This is a genomic window from Mycolicibacterium setense, from assembly GCF_000805385.1.
GTDB lineage: Bacteria > Actinomycetota > Actinomycetes > Mycobacteriales > Mycobacteriaceae > Mycobacterium > Mycobacterium setense.
In genome coordinates, this window is the sequence record NZ_JTJW01000008.1 from 60557 (window position 1) to 81497 (window position 20941).

The following is a 20941-nucleotide window of genomic DNA, read 5'->3' on the forward strand; positions in this document are numbered from 1 at the left end:
TTGGCCCATCCACCCGCCCAAACACGAGACATTCGACCTGGTCGCCCGCACGAACACCGATCCCAAGGGCATCGTGCGGGCGGTTGACGTCTACACGGTCGAACCCTGGGGCCTGTACATGGCCCGGCCGACGCCCGGTCGGGCGCAATTCCACTACCTGGAATCGTGGCTGCTCCCGTCCCTCGGGCTGCGAGCCAGCGTGTTCCATTTCAACCCCGGCCACGAACGCGACCAGGACTTCTACCTCGACATCGGCCAGTACACCGCCGGCCCCACCACGTGGCATTCCGAGGACCACTACCTGGACCTGGTGATCCGCAGCGGAAGGGGCGTCGAACTGTGCGATGTCGACGAGCTGCTCACCGCGGTGAGGCACGGACTGCTGAGCCCTGAGGTCGGCGAGCAGGCGGTGCAAACCGCGGCAGCCGCCATCGAGGGCCTCGCGAGCTGCGGCTATCAGCTCGATCAGTGGCTGTCCGGCAACGGAATGGCCCTCACGTGGAGAGGCGCGTAAGGTCGGGTTTTATGAGTTCAGCTAAGTACGCATGGGGAGCCCTCCCCGCGGTGGCAGGACTGCTCACCGGCGCGCTGTTGATTCCCATTCCGGCACAGGCCGATCCGGAGGCTCCGCCTCAGGTCGAACCGCTGCCCGAACAGCAACTTCACAACGTCACCTACCGGGCCCGGATCGACGGGGTGTCGCGCAACGCGACCATCGCCTACAAGATCGACGACGACAACATCAACACCGCCGACCCTTCGATGCTGCCGGGCCGGGTCTTCGAGGCCACCGGTGTGGTGTCGAATCCGGAGACCGCAGGCATGGCGGTACGTATCGACTGGCCGTACTCGGCGAACCTGCACTGCGAGATCCTGGTGGACGACCAGATCATCGCCCAGGCCGACACCTTCGTCGGCCCGCGCCTGACCCGGCCCAAGGATGATCCCAACTACGGCAGCCTGCCCTGCGGCGCCCCGCTGAGCGCCCCGGTACCGGGCAACGCCGTTGACACGCCGGCCGTCGACGCTTCGGCCGTCGACTCAGCGCCCGCCGCGCTGCCCCCCGCCGATTCCGCTGCACCGCCCGAGGCACCCACGCCACCGGCGGCCTAGCCGTCACCGTTTCAGCCAGGACTCCACCGTGTGCCGGGTGTCGTTGATGTGAGCGGCCATCTGCGCAGCCGCCAGCTCCGGATCACGGTTCTCGATCGCTTCGAGGATCGACTCGTGGTAGTCGTTGGCGTTGGGCTCCAAGCGTCCGAACATCGCCCCCACCGGTAGCCACATCCGCCGGCGGGCGTCGGCGACGGCCTCCAACAGGCGGTCGTTCTGCGCGGCCTGCGCGATGCCGAGGTGAAACGCCGAGTCGAGCGTCTGGAAGTCCGTGGTGTGCCGCGCGGACTGCTCGTTCATCCCGGTCTGCAGCGCGGACTCCATGCCTTTGAGCAGCTTGCGCAGTTCGGTCACGTCGGTGGCGCGACGGCGCTCGGCTGCCAGCCGGGTGGCCCCGGTTTCGACGATGACGCGGTAGTCGAAGGCGTCGCGGACCTCCCGCTTGTTGCGACGCAACTCCCGGCGCATCTGGGCCGGATCGTACTGCGGTGCCTGCACGGTGAACCCGCCGCCACGACCGCGTCGTACCGTGATCAACCCTTCCCGTTCCAGTACCGCGACGGCGGCGCGCACGGTGGTTCGAGACACATTGAGCATGTCGGAGAGCTCGCGCTCGGTGGGCAGCCGGTCGCCGGGCCGGAACTGGCCGAGTTCCAAGGCCCGCCGCATCTGGTCGACCACCAGCTCATGGGCGGCGATCTGGCGAACCGGAACCAATGTCGGCTTGGCTGTTGGCATGCGTCCCCCCTTCGGACGCACCAAACGCTACCGCACGGTACTGCTTGGCGGACCAAACCCTTGACCGTTGGGCCCTTGAGCGCGAAAGTGCTGCGGCCCAATGATTTAAGGCTGCCAGCCCGTTGCCTCCGCCCACTCCCGGGCGCGCCGGTAGGCGTTCAGGAACCACGGCTCCTTGGCCACCGCGTAGTCGGGTGTGGCCAAGGCGGCACGCTTGGCCGCCAGGTAATCGGCCTGGACCCCCGGGTTGGCCCGCAACCAGTCGACGAACATCAGCGCGAACCGCTGGTTGGGCCGGCCGTCCACCCGGATGTGCACGTTGGTGGGCCGACCCGGATCCGCCGAGGCGTGGAAACGCTTGTGCCACAACGCTGGATCATCACTGTGCGGGGTGTCGGTCGTGATGTCCGGCACCACGGGGTAGCCGGCCGTCAACAGCGCCTCGGCGAGGTCGTCCGCGACCGCCAGCGACTCGACCGTCACCTGCACGTCGATGACGTCCTTGGCATCCATCCCGGGCACTGCCGTCGAACCGATGTGGTCGATGCGGAGCGCGCGGTGGCCGCATGCGGTGTTGAGCCGGGCCACGATCCGGCGGGCCTGGTCTGGCCACGACGGGTCATACGGCACCACATCGGGCCGGCGGTGGGCCGGCTGCCGAATCTTGAGATTGTGCGCGAACGGCAGGATCCGCTCGTGCCAGAGGGCGCGAGCCTGTTCGACGACGGCGCCCGGGCTACCCGAGTTGTCCAGCCACACATCGGCCACGGCGCGACGCTGCTCCTCGGTGGCCTGTGCGGCGATGCGGGCGCGGGCGTCCTCCTCGGTGAAGCCGCGGTACTCGATCAGTCGCTTGACGCGTAACTCCGGATCCGCGTTCACCACGATGACCAACGGGAACATCGGCGCCATCTGGGATTCCACCAACAGCGGGATGTCCTCGACCACCACGGCATCTTCGTGCGCCGCCGAGATGAGCTCCGACCGGCGGTGCGCCACCAGCGGATGCACGATGCCGTTCAAGGTGGCGCGCTTCTCGTCGTCGCTGAAGGCGACCGCAGCCAGGGCCGGACGGTTCAACGCGCCCTCGGGCAGCAGGATCCCGTCGCCGAACGCCTCGACCAGCTTGGCCAGCCCCTCGGTTCCGGGTTCGACCACCTCACGGGCGATGACGTCGCCGTCGACGATGATGCCGCCGAGATCGCTGAATGTCGCCGACACTGTTGACTTTCCGGCGCCGATACCGCCGGTTAACCCGATACGAAGCACGCCCCACAGTCTGTCAGGGCGCCGGAACGACGAACGCCCCGACCCAAAGGGCCGGGGCGTTCGTTGTCGTACTTGCTGTTACGCGTTGCCCGCGAGCTTCTCACGCAGGGCGGCCAGCTGTGCGTCGCTGGCCAGCGTGCCACCGGTCGACTCCTCCGACCGCGAGGACCCGTTGGACACCGGACGGGCAGCTTCCTCGGCCTCGGCCGCGGCGAACTTCTCCATCTGGGTGGTGTGCATCTTGTGCCGGCGCTCGGCCTCGGCGTAGCGGGCCTCCCACTCCTCCCGCTGCTTGTCGAAGCCTTCGAGCCATTCGTTGGTCTCGGCGTCGAAGCCCTCGGGGAAGATGTAGTTGCCCTGCTCGTCGTAGCTGTCGGCCATGCCGTACTTCGACGGGTCGAACTCCTCGGTGTAGTCCTCGTTGGCCTGCTTGAGGCTCAGCGAGATCCGGCGACGCTCCAGGTCGATGTCGATGACCTTGACCATCGCGTCGTCGCCGACGGTGACCACCTGGTCCGGGACCTCGACATGGCGCTCGGACAGCTCCGAGATGTGCACCAGACCTTCGATGCCCTCCTCGACGCGGACGAACGCACCGAACGGCACCAGCTTGGTGACCTTGCCCGGCACGATCTGGCCGATCGCGTGGGTGCGGGCGAAGTGGCGCCACGGATCTTCCTGAGTCGCCTTGAGCGACAGCGAAACCCGCTCGCGATCCATGTCGACGTCGAGCACCTCGACGGTGACCTCGTCGCCCACCTGAACCACCTCGGACGGGTGATCGATGTGCTTCCAGGACAGCTCGGACACGTGGACCAGGCCGTCGACGCCGCCGAGATCGACGAACGCGCCGAAGTTGACGATCGAGGAGACGACACCCTTGCGGATGGCGCCCTTCTGCAGCTGGTTGAGGAACTCGCTGCGCACCTCGGACTGGGTCTGCTCCAGCCAGGCGCGGCGGCTCAGCACCACGTTGTTGCGGTTCTTGTCCAGCTCGATGATCTTGGCCTCGATCTCCTTGCCGATGTACGGCTGCAGATCGCGGACACGACGCATCTCGACCAGCGATGCGGGCAGGAAGCCGCGCAGGCCGATGTCGAGGATCAGGCCGCCCTTGACGACCTCGATGACGGTGCCCTTGACGGCCTCGTCCTTCTCCTTGAGTTCCTCGATGGTGCCCCAGGCACGCTCGTACTGAGCGCGCTTCTTGGACAGGATCAGGCGGCCTTCCTTGTCCTCCTTGGTGAGAACGAGGGCCTCGACCTCATCGCCCACGGAAACGACCTCGTTGGGGTCGACATCGTGCTTGATGGAGAGTTCGCGAGAAGGAATGACACCTTCGGTCTTGTAGCCGATGTCGAGCAGAACCTCATCGCGGTCCACCTTGACGATGGTCCCTTCGACGATGTCGCCATCGTTGAAGTACTTGATGGTCTTGTCGATCGCGGCGAGAAAGTCCTCAGCCGAGCCAATGTCGTTGATGGCTACTTGCGGCGAGGTGATGGAGGGACTTGGCATGTGGTGGGTTGCTCCGGACAGGTTTACTCGTAGGGACAGTTATATTGCGATAGTGCGGTCGTGCTCATCCGTGGGCCGAAAAACTGTGCACACAGATACGTAACGAGGGTACTCGACCAGGCACACGCAGGACAAACCGCCTCCCTCGGCAGACACGCCCGGGGCCCGCCGATCCGTCGGCCGAATTTGTGCCGGGAATCGAGGCGGCCCGCGGCTACGCTCTGCGGGTGGCGTACTACCCGACCCCCGGCCCGGCCCATCGGCAGTGGTTTCCGGTCACCGCTCCCATGCCCAGGCCGGTCCGCAAGGTCGGTGCCCCGCTGGCCGCGATTATCGCCTGCGGCGTCGTCACCGGGGTGTTGATACTGCTGTTCACCGCACTCAACCCGGTCGGCGCCATCATCGGCTTCACGCTGTCCAGCATCGTGATGACCGGGGCCGTATTCGCCTACCTGTGGCTGGACCGTTGGGAGCCCGAACCTCCGCGATTGCTGCTGCTGGCCTTCGGCTGGGGCGCAGCGGTGGCGATCGTCCTGTCGCTCGTGCTGAGCCTGTTCACCGATGCGCTGCTGGCACCAGGGGTCGACTCGGCCGAATCGGCGCACAGCTTCGCCTCAGTGGCGATCCGGGCACCATTCATCGAAGAGGCCGCCAAAGGCCTGTTCCTGCTGATCATGATGACCGGGCGCCGCCGCAACGAGCTCAACTCGTTGACCGACTGCCTGGTGTACGCCGGCCTGGTCGGGCTCGGTTTCGCCTGGCTGGAAGACATCATGTACATCTCGAGCGCCGATTCACTGGCCGGATCGTTGCTCACCGCGGCGATGCGGCTCATCATGGCGCCGTTCGCTCACTCACTGTTCACCACGATGACCGCGATCGGGGTCTACCTCGCGCTGCAGCGGCGCAGCGGCATCGGCAAGACGCTGTGCATCCTGGGCGGCTACCTGGGCGCGGTGTTCATGCACGGCTTGTGGAACGGCTCGTCGCTGGTGGGCGCCGGAACCTACTTCATCGTGTACGCGGTCTGGATGGTGCCGATCTTCATCGCGATGGTCGTCGTCGCCGTCACCAGCCGGCGCCGGGAACAACGCGTGGTGGCCGCCAAACTTCCTGGCATGGTCGCCGCCGGGCTGATCACGCCCAACGAGGCCACCTGGCTCGGGTCGTTGAAGACCCGCCACGCCCTCGTCAAGCACGCCACGCAGGTCGGCGGGCGCGCCGCGGGCAAGTCCGTCGCGGCGTTCGCCGCCGCGGTCGTCGAACTGGCCTTCGTCCGCGACCGTATCGACCGCGGCTTCGGCGATGCGCAGGTGTACGCGCTGCAGCAGGAAGAGGTGTATTCGGTGACGGCCGCCCGGTCCGCCGCCCCGATCCTGCATTGGCTGGCCAACTACCAGGCAGCCCCTCCGCTGCCGAAGCCCTGGTGAGCCGGCCCTAGTGCGCCGCCGCGTCCCAACTGCGGCCGTAACCGACCGAAACCTCCAACGGCACATCCAACGGATAGGCGTTGCCCATGTGCTCGCGGACCAGGGCCTCCAACGTGTCGCGCTCGCCGTGGGCGACCTCGAACAACAGCTCGTCGTGCACCTGCAGCAGCATCCGTGACTGCAGCCCGGCGTCCTTGATCGCGGCGTCGACATTGATCATCGCGACCTTGATGATGTCGGCGGCGCTGCCCTGGATCGGCGCGTTGAGCGCGGCCCGCTCCGCCGCCTCGCGCACGTTGCGGTTGCTGCTGTCCAACTCGGGCAGGTAACGGCGGCGGCCCAGCACCGTCGAGGTGAATCCGTCCTTGCGGGCCTGGTCGACCACATCGCGCAGATAGTCGCGCACCCCGCCGAACCGGTCGAAGTACTGCTCCATCTGCACCTTTGCCTCTTCGGTGGAGATCTTGAGCTGGCTGGCCAGGCCGTAGGCACTCAACCCGTAGGCCAGGCCGTACGACATCGCCTTGACCCGGCGGCGCAGTTCGGGGGTCACCTCGTCGATCGGTACCGAGAAGGCCCGCGACGCCACGAACGAATGCAGGTCCTCACCGGTGTTGAACGCTTCGATGAGCCCTGCGTCCCTGGACAGGTGCGCCATGATCCGCATCTCGATCTGGCTGTAGTCGGCGGTCATCAGCTCGGCATAGGGACCGTCAGGGCCACCTCCGACGACAAACGCGTCGCGGATGCGCCGGCCCGCCTCGGTGCGGATCGGGATGTTCTGCAGGTTCGGCTCGGTGGAGGAAAGCCGGCCGGTCGCCGCGATGGTCTGGTTGAACGTGGTGTGAATCCGCCCGTCGGAGGCCACCGCGTTGAGCAGGCCGTCGACGGTGACCTTGAGCCGCGTGGCGTCGCGGTGCGCCAGCAGATGCTGCAGGAACGGATGCCCGGTCTTGTCGAACAGTGTTTGCAGCGCGTCGGCGTCGGTGGTGTAGCCGGTCTTGGTGCGCTTGGTCTTCGGCATTTCCAGCTCGTCGAACAGCACCGCCTGCAGCTGCTTGGGCGAGCCGAGGTTGATCTGCTTGCCGATCACGGCGTAGGCGGCCTCGGCGGCGTCGCGGATCTGATCGGCGAACTCGCTCTGCAGCTCCTGCAGCTTGTCCAGGTCGACGGCGATGCCGATGGACTCCATCTCGGCGAGGGCCCGCTGCACCGGCAGCTCCATCCGGCCCAGCAGCGACGAGGAGTCGATGCGGGCCAGCTCCTCGTCCAGCGCATCGGCGAGGTCGAGGACCGCGCAGGCCCGCAGGATCAGCGTCTGCACCGCCTGCTCGTCGACGCCGTCGGAGTCATCCAACAATGAAAGTTGTTGTTGCTCAGGAGATTCAGCGCGTAGCTCGCGACGCAGGTAACGCACCGCCAGATCATCGAGGGCGAAGCTGCGCTGCCCCGGCCGCACCAGGTACGCGGCCAGCGCGGTGTCGGAGGTGACCCCACGCAGCGTCCACCCCCGCCCGGCCAGATCATGCATGGCCAGCTTGGCCTCGTGCAGCGCCTTCGGCGGACCGGGATCGGCCAGCCAGCGCGCCAGCGCATCCTCGTCCTCCGGCGTCAGCGTGGCCGTGTCGATGTAGCGCCCGTCGCCGTCGGCCGCCACGATGGCCAGCGCCGTGGCGTCGGCGTCGTATGCCAGATGTGTGCCGACCACGGCGAGACCGAACCGGCTTCCCAGGCTGTGCTCGGCAAGCCATGCAGCGAGCTCACCCGGCTCCAACGCCCGGCCCCGCACGTCGAAACCGTGCTCGACCTCGGGCTCGGAGGCGACCAACGTCTCGAACAGCCGGTCGCGCAGAACGCGGAATTCCAGATCATCGAACAACCGGTGGATCTGGTCGCGATTCCAGGGTTGCATCCGCAGGGTGTCCGGCGTCTGCGGCAGCGGCACATCGCGGACCAGATCGGTGAGCTCACGGTTGAGCACCACGCTGGACAGGTTGGCCCGCAGCGAATCACCGACCTTGCCCTTGACCTTCTCGACGTTGTCGACCAGTGCCTGTAGGGAGCCGTATTCGGCGATCCACTTGGTCGCGGTCTTCTCCCCGACCCCGGGAATGCCCGGCAGGTTGTCGCTCGGGTCGCCACGCAGCGCCGCGAAGTCCGGGTACTGCGTGGGACTCAACCCGTACTTCTCCACCACCGCGTCCGGGGTGAAGCGGGTCAGCTCACTGACCCCCTTGCGCGGGTAGAGCACCGTGACGTTGTCGGTGACCAACTGCAGCGCGTCGCGGTCGCCGGTGACCACCAGCACCCGGTAGCCGTCCCGCTCGGCCTGGGTGGCCAGCGTGGCGATGATGTCGTCGGCTTCGAAGCCGGGTTCGGCCAGCGCAGTGATACCCAGCGCGCCGAGCACCTCTTTGGTGATGTCGATCTGGCCGCGGAACTCGTCGGGGGTCGCAGACCGGCCCTCCTTGTATTCCGGGTACTTCTCTTTGCGGAAGGTCTGGCGCGAGACGTCGAACGCGGCACCCACATGGCTGGGCTGCTCGTCACGCAGCAGGTTGATCAACATCGAGGTGAACCCGTAGACAGCGTTGGTGGTCAACCCGCCCTGGGTCTTGAAATTCTCGGCGGGCAACGCGTAGAACGCCCTGAAAGCCAGCGAATTGCCGTCGAGCAGCATCAATGTGGGCTTCTCGTCGGCAGTGGCGGTCTTGGCGTCTGTTGCGGTTGGGCTCACGGCCCTAACTCTATGCAGCGGTCCTGACAATGGAACCAACGCAGGCTCCCATTTGGACAACCCAGCCCGCCACGCCCGCCCGAGCGGATCAGAATCGACTGATGTCCGCACGCAGCGCTCCGGTGGACGCCGACGGGGCACTGCCCGGCGCATGGGTCGGCTCGTATCGCGCGCCGACCCCGGGACCGTGGCACCGATCACCGCCGAGCCCTGCGCCCCCGTGTCCGGTGAGATGCCAACGACTGCAACTTGACACACGCTTCGTGAACGCCGCGCGTCCGGCTGATGTCACCGACACGGGCAGCCCTAAACGACTGCGCGTGTAGGCCGTCGCATTCGGACTCTTCAAGACCGCGGGCTATCACCGACGCTTCCGGTGGGCGTTCACCTGCAGGCCGCGCTTGCCGCCCAGGACCCGGTGTCCCCGGGCCCAGAAAGTGCCGCGCAACTGGGCATCAATAGCTTGCTAGCCTAGGTTGCTAGCCGGACGGCAGTGCGAGATGCGGGGTACCGCGTTTCAGAAGGCGGCACCTGGTTTTCAGAAGGCGGCACCTGTTGGTATCGGGGGCTTCGGCAAGGGGGATTACGGCTGATGGACTATTCGGAGCCATCGAATCGCAGTGCGGGTTCTGCCAATGCGGGCGGGAGACCTGCAGGTCATATACCGGTCGATTCACAGTCGGAAAACCGCACTCAGCATCAGTGGGAACCCGCTGTCGGCGGTACACGTGCGCAGGCAGCCCCGGTCCAGCAGTCCAAGATCCCCTCCGCCCCCCAACCCGCGCGGGACCGAGCCGAAGGGCCACCGGTTCACCATTATGTCGAGGTTGCGAACAGTGTCGGCGACAAACGATCGCAGCCCAAAGCGATTCCACGGGACTTTCCGCCTGTCGTTTATTTGCCGTGCGCTGAAGCAGTGGACGATCCAAATGATGCACGGATCGACATGCGTGAGACTCGAGACGGAAGGACGGCACTTCTTGCATATTCGGCGCTTGACCGACTGTACGAATGCTGTGGCGACGATCAGGCCTGGATCGTGGTGCCGACCGCTGTCCTCTCCAATTTGCAAAATTTGCACCCGTTTCAAATGCTGATGCTCGACATTGAAATTCCTATCCAACAACGCCGAGGGCAAAAGTGACACTCTATATAGACCCCGATGCGCTCGATAAGGTATCTCAGTCCTTGTCGGGTACCAGCGCCGACCTCGACACGGCGAGTGCCTCGGCACCGAGGTCAGTTGACGGCGGATGGGGAACACCGGCGATTCTGGGGATTCTTTCACAGCTAACCGACAACGCCGGTCAGCTTGTCGTGGCAGTCAAAGCAGTAGCGGGTGCGGTCGCTTCGGCCAGCGCCGGCTATCGCAGACAGGATGAGGCAGGCGCCGACGCGCTGAATGAAGCCATGCGGACAGGGTGAATGAGTGCCAATCGACACAAAGATTGAGGGGGATCCAAATTCCGTTCGCTCGGCAGCTGACTGGCTTCGGTCGACCCTGGCGAGCAAGGTTTCGCACACAGCGGATACAATTCATGCTGCCCGAACGACGGCAACTGCCGACTGGCAAGGTGAGGCCGGGGACGCCTTCGTTGCGCGAATGACAAGTGGCGCAATGAAGGTTGACGGGCTGGAAACAGCCATCACAAATAGTGCGCAGGCAATCGATGCCTTCGCGGCGGACCTCCAGCGCGCTCAGTCTGAAATGCAAACAGTTCGCAACACCGCAATGAGTGCCGGATTGACCGTGGATGGGTTCATCATTCAGGATGCCGCGGAAGAAGCATTAATTGATGCGTACAATGCAGCTTTCCACGCCGCAGAGGCCGCCCGAACTATGGAGAAACTCGGTGCGGATACCCTCAAGAATGCCTGGACGGACCTCAGAACAAAGTGGTTCTTTGTGGTATCCGATCTGATCAATGGTGGAGCTGGCGCGCTCATCGACGTAAATGCCTCGACAATGTTGAAACACGCCGAGTTCTTGGACGAACAAGCAGCGAGAGACCTGAACAGGGCAAAATCCGCACCTCCTGGCACTCCCGCCGCCTTGATCTACAGAGATATTGATGACGCTCGCGCCGCCGCGAACCAAGCCAAGGACGCAGTCAAGAACGCCGAGAACGTCAGGGCAAAGGGGGCTTCGATCGGCCTCAAGGTCGGTGGAGGTCTTGCGGTAGCCGGCGTCGTGTACGACATTGCCAATGGCAAAGACGTTGACCAGGCCATCGTGTCCGGCGCTGCTGGCTTCGGTGCTTCAGTCCTGGCGGGAGCTGGCGCTGGTGCGCTGATCGGCAGCGCGATTCCCATTCCCGGAGTCGGAACAGTAGGCGGCGCTCTGGTCGGCGCAACGGTCGGGATTTTTACCTCCGGCGCTGTCGATTCCCTCTATCAGAACGGCATCGGCAGCCTCGGCGATGCCATCAGCGATGGAGCCGCCGCTGTGGCCGGCACGGGGCAGGCCATTGGTGGACTTGCCAAAGGGGCGTGGGATGCAATCTTCTGAGCATCAAGACATTCCCGCAGGTTGGACGGACGCCCATGACGGTGTCAAGTTCCACCTCTCCGCCGTCGGACTGAGTGCCATATCCGCCTTTTCGTTCCTGTTCGGAATCATGATCGCCGCAGCAGGCAACGTTATTGCACTGAAATATTTTTTGCTCTTCGCACTGTTTACTGCCCTCATTGTCGCATTCGCCCTCGTGGGCCGGTATCGCCGCATGCACCTTTCGTCGGCAATCCGGACGATAGAGCGGGATGGTGTTCCGGGGACGGAAATCCGATACTCAGGCTGGCAATTCACGATTCTGGTTGCCTTGATGGGGTGCGGCACTCTGCTTTGCGCGACGGCCGCGATCGAGACATTTATCGACCAAGATGAGGGGTTTCCCGGCTTCGCCGTGGTGATCGGCGCCCTGGGTGTCGTTTTCGCGTCCTTCATCGCGGTCGTGGTTGCAGGACGCGTCCGCCGTGGCGGCGTCACACTGACGAGTCAGGGAATTATTCAGCACGGCAGGAGCTTCGAGTCGCGATTGCCCTGGTCGTCCCTGGTGTCCTTCAAGGCGGTTACCGACGGACATCCGATCATTCTGGGGATCGCCTATGCCAATGCCGATTGGAATCGGCGGTACACCACACGACTCTGGCGCATCGACCGCCTGCCGCCGGCACCGATGATCGAATTCGACTGTCGGCAGTTCGATGTCGACCCATACATCCTGTATAGCTACGTGCGGACTTACGTCGAAAACCCAGAACTGCGTGCAGAACTCGGAACCGAAGCGGCCCTCGCCCGCGCGCAGTACATGCAACCGGTTCGCTGACCTGTTATGTGGCAGCCAGCCAGTCACCTGACGCGCAGACGGCGGCGAGCCATCTCGATCAACACCCTGGCAGCCGGACTCATCGGCCCCTGCGCACGCCATGCGAACACCAACCGGCCCCGCAGCTCCGGCGTGATGGGCAACGGGTGCAGCGCAGTCCGCGCGATGGCCACCGACTCCGGCAACACCGCGACCCCGAGCCCACGCTCGGCGAGGTCGGCCAGCGCGTTCGGGGTGCTGGCCTCGAACGCGACCCGCGCCGCCACCCCGGCCGAGCGGCAGGCCCGGTCGAACTGGTGGCGGATGCCGGCGCCGCTCGGCAGGGCGATCACCGGGTGGTCCGCGAGTTCGCGCAGCGCGACGGTGCGCCGTCGCCGCCACGGATGGTCGCCTGCCACCGCTGCGACGATGCGCTGGTCGGTCACCACCTCGGCGGCCAGACCGGCTGGCAGTTCGGCGCCCACCGACACGATGGCCGCATCGAGCCGTCCCGAATCCACGCTCTCCAGCAGCGCGTCGGACTCGTCGGTGGTCAACGTGATGTCGACCAGCGGATGTGCCGCGTGGAACTCGGCGAGCAATCCCGCCATGTCGAAATCGTGGGCCGTCACGGTGCCCACCACGACCGAGCCCCGAAGCAATTCGTCGAGTTCCTCGACCGCGGTGCGGGCGGCGGTGACGGCGGCCAGCGCTGCCCGCGCGTGGGGCAACACGGCTTCACCGGCGGAGGTCAGCCGGACCGCGCGCCGGCTTCGATCGAACAGTTGCTGACCGAGTTCGCGCTCAAGGTGGCGGATCTGGGCGCTGACCGCTGGTTGCGCGACGTGCACGCGCTCAGCGGCGCGGGTGAAGTTGGCTTCTTCGGCCACCGCGACGAAGTATTCGAGCTGCCGCAATTCCATAACTGATCACAATAGTTTATGGACCAACTATGTATTGGACTTATCGTTTGGCGCAGCCGAGGCTGGAGGCATGTCCGCTAAACCTATTGTCATCGCCGGGGCCGGTATCGGCGGCCTCACCGCCGCACTCACCTTGCACGCGAACGGTTTTCCCGTCATCGTGCTGGAAGGCGCCCGCGAACTGCGTGCCCTCGGCGTGGGCATCAACCTGTTGCCACACGCCGTGCGCGAGCTGACCGAACTCGGACTCGGCGAGGCCGTTCGCGCCATCGCCGCCACCCCGGCCGTCATCGATTTCTACACCGCCGACGGCTCCCTGTTGTTCCGCGAGCCGCGCGGGATCGAGGGCGGCTACGGCTACCCGCAATGCTCGGTACACCGCGGCCGGTTGCAGATGCTGTTGCTCGAGGCGGTCCGGTCTCGCCTGGGTTCCGACGCGGTGCGCACCGACTCCGCCGTCACCGATTTCGAGGAAACCGACCGCCAGGTCCGTGTGGCGACCCGGGCCGGAGAGTTCACTGCCGAGCTATTCGTCGGAGCGGACGGAGTCCACTCGATGGTGCGCCGGCGGTTGCATCCGGGCCCCGATCCGCTGATCTGGTCGGGAGTCCGAATGTTCCGCGGCGCGAGCCACATCCGGCCGTTTCTCGACGGCCGCACGATGGCGATCGTCAAAGGCCCCGGCGGGCTCGAGCTGGTGACCTACCCGATCGGCAGTGGCCTGGTGAACTGGGTGCTGCAGGTCGCCGAGGCCGAACCCGGCCCGCTCCCCGGTGATGCCAACTGGAATGCTCCGGTCGATCCCACGGCGGTGGCCGCCCGCATGTCCGACTGGCGGCTGGACTGGTTGGACCCGGCCGAACTCGTGGCCCGGTCCGCGGCCGTGTTCGAGTACCCGATGGTCGACCGCGAGCCCTTGTCCCGCTGGGGCACTCGACGTATCACGCTGCTCGGCGACGCCGCGCACCCGATGTATCCCGTCGGCGCCAACGGCGGCTCACAGGCCATTCTCGATGCCCGCGCCCTCGCCGACGAGCTGGCCGCCGGACGCGGCGTCGCCGGCTACGAGGCCCGCCGAATCCCAGAGACCACAGCTGTGGTGCACGCCAATCGCGAGATGCATGCCGGTGATCCCCGGGATCTGGCCCAGGTCACCGCCGACTATCGACGAAACACCCGCGCGGACAGGAGTTCCCGATGACCACGTACGTTCTGGTACCCGGTGCGTGTCACGGCGGTTGGTGCTTCGACGATCTCGCCGCCGCGCTGCGCTCCGAGGGCCACCGGGTGTTGACGCCGACGCTGACCGGGGTGGCCGAGCGCTCGCACCTGGCCCACGCCGGGGTCAACCTGGAAACCCATATCGCCGACGTGATCGCGGAGATGCGCGCCCACCATGTGACCGATGCGGTACTGGCCGGACACAGCTACGGCGGCATGGTGATCACCGCCGTCGCGGATCGCCTTCCGCAGCAAGTAGATTCACTGGTATATCTGGACGCGTTCGCACCGCGAGACGGCGACTCCTGCTGGACCCTGACCAACGACGAGCAGCGCGAGTGGTACATCGGCGTTGATGCGACCGGCTACGGTGTGCCCCCGCTGCCGTTCTTCGATGACCGCGCCACGGCGCATCCACTCGCGTCGCTGATGCAGCCGATCCGGCTGAGCACCGCGCCGTCGGAGATACGCCGGACCTTCGTCTACGCGCAGCGATGGCCTACGGAATCGCCGTTCGCGCCGACCTACCAACGACTCCGGACGGACCCCGCGTGGACCACGTACTCACTCGACGGCGCCCACAACCTCATGCGCGACAACCACAACGACTTGGTGCACATCCTGCTCGAGGCGGCCGGCGGATGACGTGGCCGTCGCCGTCATCCTGAAATAGCTGCCGGAGCCTGCCCGGTCTGACGGAGCTGGTCACGGATGACGTCGGCCCGGGTGCTGATCGCGCCGACGTAACCATCGGGCCGGACCAGGACATGGGAGCCGACGGGCACGTCGTAGTCAGCGTTCGGCGCGAGGCGCACCTGCGGGATGCCGAAATCGACTGGGTCCGACCCGAATTGCAGCGCGGTCCAGTGCGGGCCGCGGAACACGTCGAACAGTCTGCGACTATCCGGCAGGAGACCGTCGGGTGCCCGGTCGCCGGCGCGCAGCGCACCGGACGGATCGGTATCGACCGCGAGCGGGCCACCGCGGTAGTTGATGTCCAACTGGTGGATGGCCGCCGGCGCAGGCGCTGTGGCACCGAACCCCTGGCGGTGCAGCAGGCCACTGAGCTGCAGCACCTCGGCGGCGACGGGCAGGCGCTCCGCCTCGTAACTGTCCAAGAGGGCCCCAGGCGCTCCGGCCGACACAGCGGCCAGTTTCCAGCCGAGGTTGTAGGCATCCTGGACCCCGGTGTTGACGCCTTGTCCCCCGGCGGGCGAATGCACGTGGGCGGCGTCCCCGGCCAACAACACGCGGCCCATCCGGAAGTGTTGTGCCATCAACAGATTCACCCGATACAGCGAGATCCACCTCAGGTCCGACAAAACGATGTCCGTTCGACCCGACCGGCGCTCCAGCACGGCTTGCATGCCTTCGAGGGTCAGAGCGGGGATCTCGTCGCCCGGTGCCATCGTCACCACCAACTGGTAATGGTCGCTGCCCGGCAGGTTCCACAGCGAGAACCGCCTCGCCTGGTCGCCGTCACGGGTCAGCAGGTGGCAGCATCGTCCGTCGAGCCCGGCGGCGCGCACGTCGCCCACCACGATGCGTTCCTCGGTGAGTGCGCCGCCAAGGAACTCAACCCCGGACATTTTGCGGACGGTGCTACGGCCGCCGTCGGCGCCGACCAGATACTCGGCGCAGACCGGACCCCGGTTGGTGTGGACCGTGACGCCGTCTGCGCCTTGATCGAAACCCGTTACCTCGGTGTCGAATTCGATGATTCCGCCCAATTCGGCGAATCGCGCGGCCAAGATCTGGTCGGTGCGCCACTGCGGAAGGAGCCACGTGTACGGATACGGCACGGCCCGGGTGGCCTCCAACTCGGGCAGTCCCAGCAGCTCGTAGATCGGTTTCTCCCACACCACGTCCGCGCCGCGGTAGAGCCGCATGGGCGGAAACGGCTCACCGGCGGCCAGTACGGCGCCGATCACGCCGAGGTCGTCGAAGACCTCCAGGGTGCGTGGCTGCAGTCCCTTGCCGCGCGAGCCGGGGAACAGCGTCGCGGCCTTGTCCAGCACCCGGCAGGGCACACCGCGGCGGGCCAATTCGATGGCCAGGGTCAGTCCGGTCGGCCCGGCACCCGCGATCACGACGGTCATCCGCGGGCACCTCCGAGCAGGACCAGCAGCACGTCGTCGATCAGCCGCACACTGAACGCCGCGTCGACGGGCAGGTCGAGGTGGATCTGTCGCAGGATCATCGCCTCGGCCACGTCGTGGATCAACTCCACATCGGTGTCGGTCGCGATGTCTCCGCGGGCAACGGCCCGTTGCAGCGCGTCGTGGAAGGGTGAGAGCTCCTCCTTGTCGAGGTGTTCGCGGAGAGCCTCGGCCAGCTGTTGGTCGTGGCGCATCAGCGTCGCCAGTTCGGCGGTCACCCGAGTCAGCGGCTCGGCCACCTCCGCGGCCAGCGCGTCCATGACCGCCAACAGATCACCGCGCAGGTGACCGGTATCGGGCACGGCCGCGTTGCGTGCCGCGTCGGCTGCGTCCAGGGCGGCGCGGACCAACTGGGCCTTGTTCGGCCACCTGCGGTAGATGGTGGCCTTGCTGGCGCTTGCCCGCGCCGCCACGGCATCGATGGTCAGCGCGGCATAGCCGCGTTCACCCAACAATTCGATCGTGGCGGCCAGTACCGCCTGCTCACGTTCCATTCCTCGGACCATGCCCCAAGCGTACGAAACCGTTTCGTACACCACAATCGATTATCGCCACCACGAAACTGCAACACGTTTCAGTTTCGTGGTCTTGATCGTTTAGGCTGGCCGCGTGCCAGCAGCATCTTCGCAACCCGCGATCGACGGATGGTTCGCCTCCGACGACGCCGGTGCCACCCACCTGATCGGCGGCAAGTGCACCCAGTGCGCCACCTACGTGTTCCCGCCGCGCGAGAACAACTGCCCCAACCCGGCCTGTGACAGCGACACCCTGGACCTGGTTCCGCTGTCCCGCCGCGGAAAAGTCTGGAGCTACACCGAGAACCGGTATCTCCCGCCCAATCCGTACCCGCAGACCGATCCGTTCGAGCCGTTCGCCATCGCCGCGGTCGAACTGGCCGACGAAGGCCTGATCGTGCTCGGCAAGGTTGTCGAAGGCACCCTCGCCGCCGATCTGAAGGTCGGCATGGAGATGGAGCTGACCACCATGACGCTCTACACCGACGACGAGGGCGTCGAGCGCACCACCCACGCCTGGAGGATCGCCTGATGAGCCCAGAACCGCTGTACATCCTCGGCGCGGGCATGCACCCGTGGGGCAAGTGGGGACGCGACTTCACCGAGTACGGCGTCGTCGCCGCCCGAGCAGCCCTGGCCGAGGCCGGTCTGGACTGGCGCCAGATCCAATTGGTCGCCGGTGCCGACACCATCCGCAACGGTTACCCGGGATTCATCGCCGGGTCGACGTTCGCCCAGAAGCTCGGCTGGAACGGCGTGCCGGTGTCGTCGAGCTACGCGGCGTGCGCGTCGGGCTCCCAGGCTCTGCAGAGCGCCCGCGCCCATATCCTGGCCGGATTCTGCGATGTCGCGCTGGTGATCGGCGCCGACACCACACCCAAGGGTGCGTTCGCCCCCGTCGGCGGCGAGCGCAAGAACGATCCCGACTGGCAGCGCTTCCACCTGCTGGGCGCGATGAACCCCGTGTACTTCGCGCTGCTGGCCCGGCGCCGGATGGACCTCTACGGGGCCACCGCCGAGGACTTCGCCCAAGTGAAGGTGAAGAACTCCCGCCACGGCCTGCAGAACCCGAATGCACGCTACCGCAAGGAATCCGCGATCGAGGACGTGCTGGCCAGCCCGGTGGTGTCCGATCCGCTGCGCCAGCTCGACATCTGCGCCACCTCTGACGGCGCGGCCGCCCTGATCGTGGCCAGCAAGTCGTTTGCCGAGAAGCACCTCGGCTCGCTCGAGGGTGTCCCTTCGGTGCGTGCGGTCTCGACCGTGACACCGCGCTACCCGCAGCATCTGCCCGAATTGCCGGATATCGCAACGGATTCCACCGCTGTGGTGGCCGCCCCGGAGCGGGTGTTCAAGGACCAGATCCTCGACGCCGCCTACGCCGAGGCCGGTATCGGGCCCGAAGACGTCGGCCTGGCCGAGGTGTACGACCTGTCCACCGCGCTGGAGCTGGACTGGTACGAGCACCTGGGCCTGTGCGCCAAGGGTGAAGGTGAGCAGCTGCTGCGTTCCGGCGCCACCACCATCGGCGGGCGCGTGCCGGTGAACCCGTCGGGCGGTCTGGCCTGCTTCGGCGAGGCCATCCCGGCCCAGGCGATCGCGCAGGTGTGCGAGTTGACCTGGCAGCTCAAGGGCCAGGCCACCGGCCGGCAGGTCGAGGGCGCCAAGGTCGGCGTGACCGCCAATCAGGGCCTGTTCGGCCACGGCTCCTCGGTGATCGTCGCGCGCTAAGCCTGGCGCCGAACCTGAACATGTTGTCGAGTTTCTCGCGAAATTTCGCACACTTCTTCAGGTTCGGCGCATGATCACCGTTGTCGTCCGCGTCAAGCCGGGCAGCCGCAAGGGTCCGCTGGTCGAGGTCGGCGACGACGGCGCGCTCACCATCTACGTTCAGGAACGTGCCGTCGACGGCAAGGCCAATGACGCCGTCACCAAACTGCTTGCCGAACATCTGGGCGTGCCGCGCAGCCGCGTGGAGTTGATCTCCGGGGCGACCGCGCGGCTCAAGCGTTTTCGGGTGAGCTGAGGTTGCGGTTCCACTCCAGCCAGCCGACACCGTCGCGCCCGTCGGCGGTACGCACCTTCGCCCAGGCACGAGGGAACTGGCTGACCCGGCCGTCCGCCGCCGCCAGCAGCACCGGGGCATGGCCCTGGATGTCGATGCTCGCCTGAATGTCGCCGGGTTGCAGCGTCAGCGTGGTCGACACCGGCAGATCGTCGGCGCCGAGAGTGTGCTCCGCGGTCACCGTCTGCAGTTCGACAAGCGGTTCACCGGCACGCTGTGAGTAGCCGATCCCGATGGGCGGCACCCCCGGGATCCGAATGTCGACGCCGTGCAGATGGGTGCCGTCGTCGAGATGGACGGCGCTCCACACCCAGTTCATCGACCACCAGTCCCGCACACCCCACGAATGGTCACGCTGGCCCGCGACGGCTTCGATGGTGTGGGTCTGATCGCCGATGATCACCGTCCCCGACACCGTGCACGGAATCTCGTAGCGTGGGGTGATCCGGTATTGGTACGGGGTTCCCGCGGTGCGCCAGGTCAGGTCCAATGTCACCGAGACGGACTCACCCGACTCGCCACGCAACAACGCCGACGGGTCGTCGAATGCCTCGCCGGTTCCGGTGGCGGTCACGCGATACACCTCGAGCGGCTCATCGGGGTGCAGGTTCAGCTCGACGCCCTCCCCCCTGACGGACGAGGGTTCGGCCGGTGGTGCGTGAAAGTCGTTGAGCGCCACGGTCGGCAACCCCGGACCGCAGAACAGCACGTTGATCCACGCGGTGTGCTGGTTGGGGATGAGCCCCAGGCGGATCCACCCGCCGAAGCCCGCGCCGGCGTCGACGAAGTCGAAGTACCAGCTCTCGTTCCACAGGTCTTCACCAGTGGGGACGTGGGCGTATTCGTCGTCGGCGGCGGGCACCAGTGGTTCTGGAACCGCCGGTGGCGCAAGGATATCGAGCGCATGGGTGTCCAGCACGTGGCTGCAGTGCCGGTCGAGCATCGTCATGAACATCTGGTCGCCGCGGTCGGTGCGCTCCACCAGCATCGAGGAGATGATCGCCATCATCACGCCGAAGAAGCTCTGCCGGCGCACGCCCTCGCGGATCTGCCCGAGCGTCAACGCCGTGTCCGGTCCGAGCGCCTGATGATAGGCGGCCAACAACTCGTCGTAGTGGGCGCGACGCTGCTCGACGGGTAGTGCACAGCCGATGAAGTAAGCAACGTCGGTGAACGCCGGCCCCTTGGTGACGGTCTGCCAGTCGACCACGGTCAGCGCCCGTTCGGCGCCCTCGTCGCCGAACAGCATGTTGTCCAACCGATAGTCCCCGTGCACCAGGCCCTGGGGCCGTTGGGGTGCGCCTTCGTCGGCGAGGTAGGTGTCGAAGCTCTCGACGAGTCGTTCGCAGACCTGCCGTTGTTCGGGCGTGATCAGATCCGCATAGCGCTCGACGAAGGCCGCGTACAGCCCCGAGATCAGGGCCTGGTTGACCGGTGCGTCGCGGTTGAGCCACTCGGCCCGGTTCAGTGCCTCGGCGCCGGCGGTCGAACCGTGCATGTGCCCCAATTCGGTGAGTGCCACGGTGGCCTGTCGGGTTGTCGCGCCACGGATCTCATCACCGACCACAGCGGGTACGGCGTCGCCCAGCAACAGGTCGAAGGCACCGGTCTGCGGATCGAAAGCGGCGTGGTAGCACGGCGCCACCGGCCCGGGAGCCAGGGCAGGTGCGATGTCGGCGTAGAACCGGACCTCGCGCTCGTAGAGACCGAGCGCGAGCCCGGTCTGTCGGCTGCTGGGGTCGGTGGCTGCCACCTTCAGCACAACTGACGCGGGCCCCTGCCCGTCATCGTCGTAGCTCAGCGAGACGCGGTAGCACTCGCTCATCTGGCCGGTTCCGATGCGCTCGAAACTGAATGCGCTGATCCGGCCGGCGCCGAGGGCGGCGGTCAGCCAGTCGCAGGTCAGATCTTCGGGGCGGTCGAGAACGGCTGTCTGAGTCGGTTGCAC

Annotated in this window: 19 protein-coding genes; 11 read left to right on the plus strand and 8 right to left on the minus strand. The window is 66.3% G+C overall.

The window, feature by feature from the left end; translation table 11 throughout:
* Positions 1–7 precede the first annotated feature (7 nt).
* Together QQ25_RS18650 and QQ25_RS18655 are read left to right on the plus strand one after the other, a co-directional pair.
* Entirely contained in the window at positions 8–514 is a 507-nt protein-coding gene (locus tag QQ25_RS18650; protein ID WP_198530827.1) for a ribonuclease FAU-1 family protein, read from the plus strand.
* An 11-nt stretch (positions 515–525) separates the two neighbouring features.
* On the plus strand, positions 526–1113 hold the full coding sequence (locus QQ25_RS18655) for a hypothetical protein (protein WP_052235914.1): 588 nt from the start codon (positions 526–528) through the stop codon (positions 1111–1113).
* Positions 1114–1116: 3 nt separating this feature from the next.
* Here the strand turns inward: QQ25_RS18655 and QQ25_RS18660 are convergent, their stop codons facing one another.
* From QQ25_RS18660 to rpsA, 3 genes are all read right to left on the minus strand, one after another.
* Positions 1117–1851, minus strand: a complete 735-nt coding sequence (locus QQ25_RS18660) for a FadR/GntR family transcriptional regulator (RefSeq protein ID WP_039321340.1) — start codon at positions 1849–1851, stop codon at positions 1117–1119.
* Between the two features lie 105 nt (positions 1852–1956).
* Positions 1957–3120 (minus strand): dephospho-CoA kinase, encoded by a 1164-nt coding sequence (gene coaE / locus QQ25_RS18665; RefSeq protein ID WP_039380374.1) that lies wholly within the window; start codon positions 3118–3120, stop codon positions 1957–1959.
* A 78-nt stretch (positions 3121–3198) separates the two neighbouring features.
* Positions 3199–4638 (minus strand): 30S ribosomal protein S1, encoded by a 1440-nt coding sequence (gene rpsA / locus QQ25_RS18670; RefSeq protein WP_029108909.1) that lies wholly within the window; start codon positions 4636–4638, stop codon positions 3199–3201.
* Between the two features lie 227 nt (positions 4639–4865).
* Here rpsA and QQ25_RS18675 point away from each other — a divergent pair, with 227 nt between their 5' ends.
* A complete protein-coding gene (locus QQ25_RS18675) occupies positions 4866–6068 on the plus strand; it encodes a PrsW family intramembrane metalloprotease (protein WP_039381063.1) in 1203 nt (400 codons plus the stop codon).
* A 7-nt stretch (positions 6069–6075) separates the two neighbouring features.
* Here the strand turns inward: QQ25_RS18675 and polA are convergent, their stop codons facing one another.
* On the minus strand, positions 6076–8748 hold the full coding sequence (polA, locus tag QQ25_RS18680) for a DNA polymerase I (protein ID WP_234711953.1): 2673 nt from the start codon (positions 8746–8748) through the stop codon (positions 6076–6078).
* A gap of 973 nt (positions 8749–9721) precedes the next feature.
* Here polA and QQ25_RS30225 point away from each other — a divergent pair.
* From QQ25_RS30225 to QQ25_RS29785, 3 genes are all read left to right on the plus strand, one after another.
* The gene (locus QQ25_RS30225; RefSeq protein WP_234711940.1) at positions 9722–9949 is read left to right on the plus strand and encodes an SAV_915 family protein; all 228 of its coding nucleotides are present in this window, start codon (positions 9722–9724) and stop codon (positions 9947–9949) included.
* Positions 9950–10234: 285 nt separating this feature from the next.
* Positions 10235–11314, plus strand: a complete 1080-nt coding sequence (locus tag QQ25_RS18690) for a hypothetical protein (RefSeq protein ID WP_039380378.1) — start codon at positions 10235–10237, stop codon at positions 11312–11314.
* Entirely contained in the window at positions 11301–12131 is an 831-nt protein-coding gene (locus tag QQ25_RS29785; RefSeq protein WP_052235916.1) for a hypothetical protein, read from the plus strand. The genes QQ25_RS18690 and QQ25_RS29785 overlap by 14 nt, the downstream gene beginning before the upstream one ends.
* 23 nt (positions 12132–12154) lie before the next feature.
* Here QQ25_RS29785 and QQ25_RS18700 read toward each other — a convergent pair whose 3' ends face one another.
* On the minus strand, positions 12155–13033 hold the full coding sequence (locus QQ25_RS18700) for a LysR family transcriptional regulator (protein ID WP_039380380.1): 879 nt from the start codon (positions 13031–13033) through the stop codon (positions 12155–12157).
* A 70-nt stretch (positions 13034–13103) separates the two neighbouring features.
* On the opposite strand from QQ25_RS18700, the gene QQ25_RS18705 reads away from it, so the two are divergent.
* Entirely contained in the window at positions 13104–14234 is a 1131-nt protein-coding gene (locus QQ25_RS18705; RefSeq protein ID WP_039380382.1) for an FAD-dependent monooxygenase, read from the plus strand.
* Complete coding sequence (locus QQ25_RS18710) at positions 14231–14899, plus strand: alpha/beta fold hydrolase (protein ID WP_039380383.1); 669 nt, start codon at positions 14231–14233, stop codon at positions 14897–14899. Before QQ25_RS18705 ends, QQ25_RS18710 begins: the two co-directional genes overlap by 4 nt.
* A 14-nt stretch (positions 14900–14913) precedes the next feature.
* Here the strand turns inward: QQ25_RS18710 and QQ25_RS18715 are convergent, their stop codons facing one another.
* Both QQ25_RS18715 and QQ25_RS18720 read right to left on the minus strand, forming a co-directional pair.
* Positions 14914–16353 carry an FAD-dependent monooxygenase gene (locus QQ25_RS18715; RefSeq protein ID WP_039380385.1) on the minus strand — a complete coding sequence of 480 codons (1440 nt, stop codon included), beginning with the start codon at positions 16351–16353 and terminating at the stop codon, positions 14914–14916.
* On the minus strand, positions 16350–16919 hold the full coding sequence (locus QQ25_RS18720) for a TetR/AcrR family transcriptional regulator (RefSeq protein WP_039380386.1): 570 nt from the start codon (positions 16917–16919) through the stop codon (positions 16350–16352). Before QQ25_RS18720 ends, QQ25_RS18715 begins: the two co-directional genes overlap by 4 nt.
* 103 nt (positions 16920–17022) lie before the next feature.
* Here QQ25_RS18720 and QQ25_RS18725 point away from each other — a divergent pair, with 103 nt between their 5' ends.
* The 3 genes from QQ25_RS18725 (at position 17023) to QQ25_RS18735 (ending at position 18954) form a co-directional block, all read left to right on the plus strand.
* A complete protein-coding gene (locus tag QQ25_RS18725; protein WP_039380388.1) occupies positions 17023–17460 on the plus strand; it encodes a Zn-ribbon domain-containing OB-fold protein in 438 nt (145 codons plus the stop codon).
* Positions 17460–18659: a lipid-transfer protein gene (locus QQ25_RS18730; protein ID WP_039380389.1), complete on the plus strand. Its 1200-nt coding sequence runs from the start codon at positions 17460–17462 to the stop codon at positions 18657–18659. Before QQ25_RS18725 ends, QQ25_RS18730 begins: the two co-directional genes overlap by 1 nt.
* A gap of 70 nt (positions 18660–18729) precedes the next feature.
* The gene (locus tag QQ25_RS18735) at positions 18730–18954 is read left to right on the plus strand and encodes a DUF167 domain-containing protein (RefSeq protein ID WP_039321359.1); all 225 of its coding nucleotides are present in this window, start codon (positions 18730–18732) and stop codon (positions 18952–18954) included.
* On the opposite strand, the gene QQ25_RS18740 is transcribed toward QQ25_RS18735, so the two are convergent.
* Positions 18932–20941, minus strand: a complete 2010-nt coding sequence (locus tag QQ25_RS18740; protein ID WP_039380392.1) for a DUF7064 domain-containing protein — start codon at positions 20939–20941, stop codon at positions 18932–18934. The genes QQ25_RS18735 and QQ25_RS18740 overlap by 23 nt on opposite strands.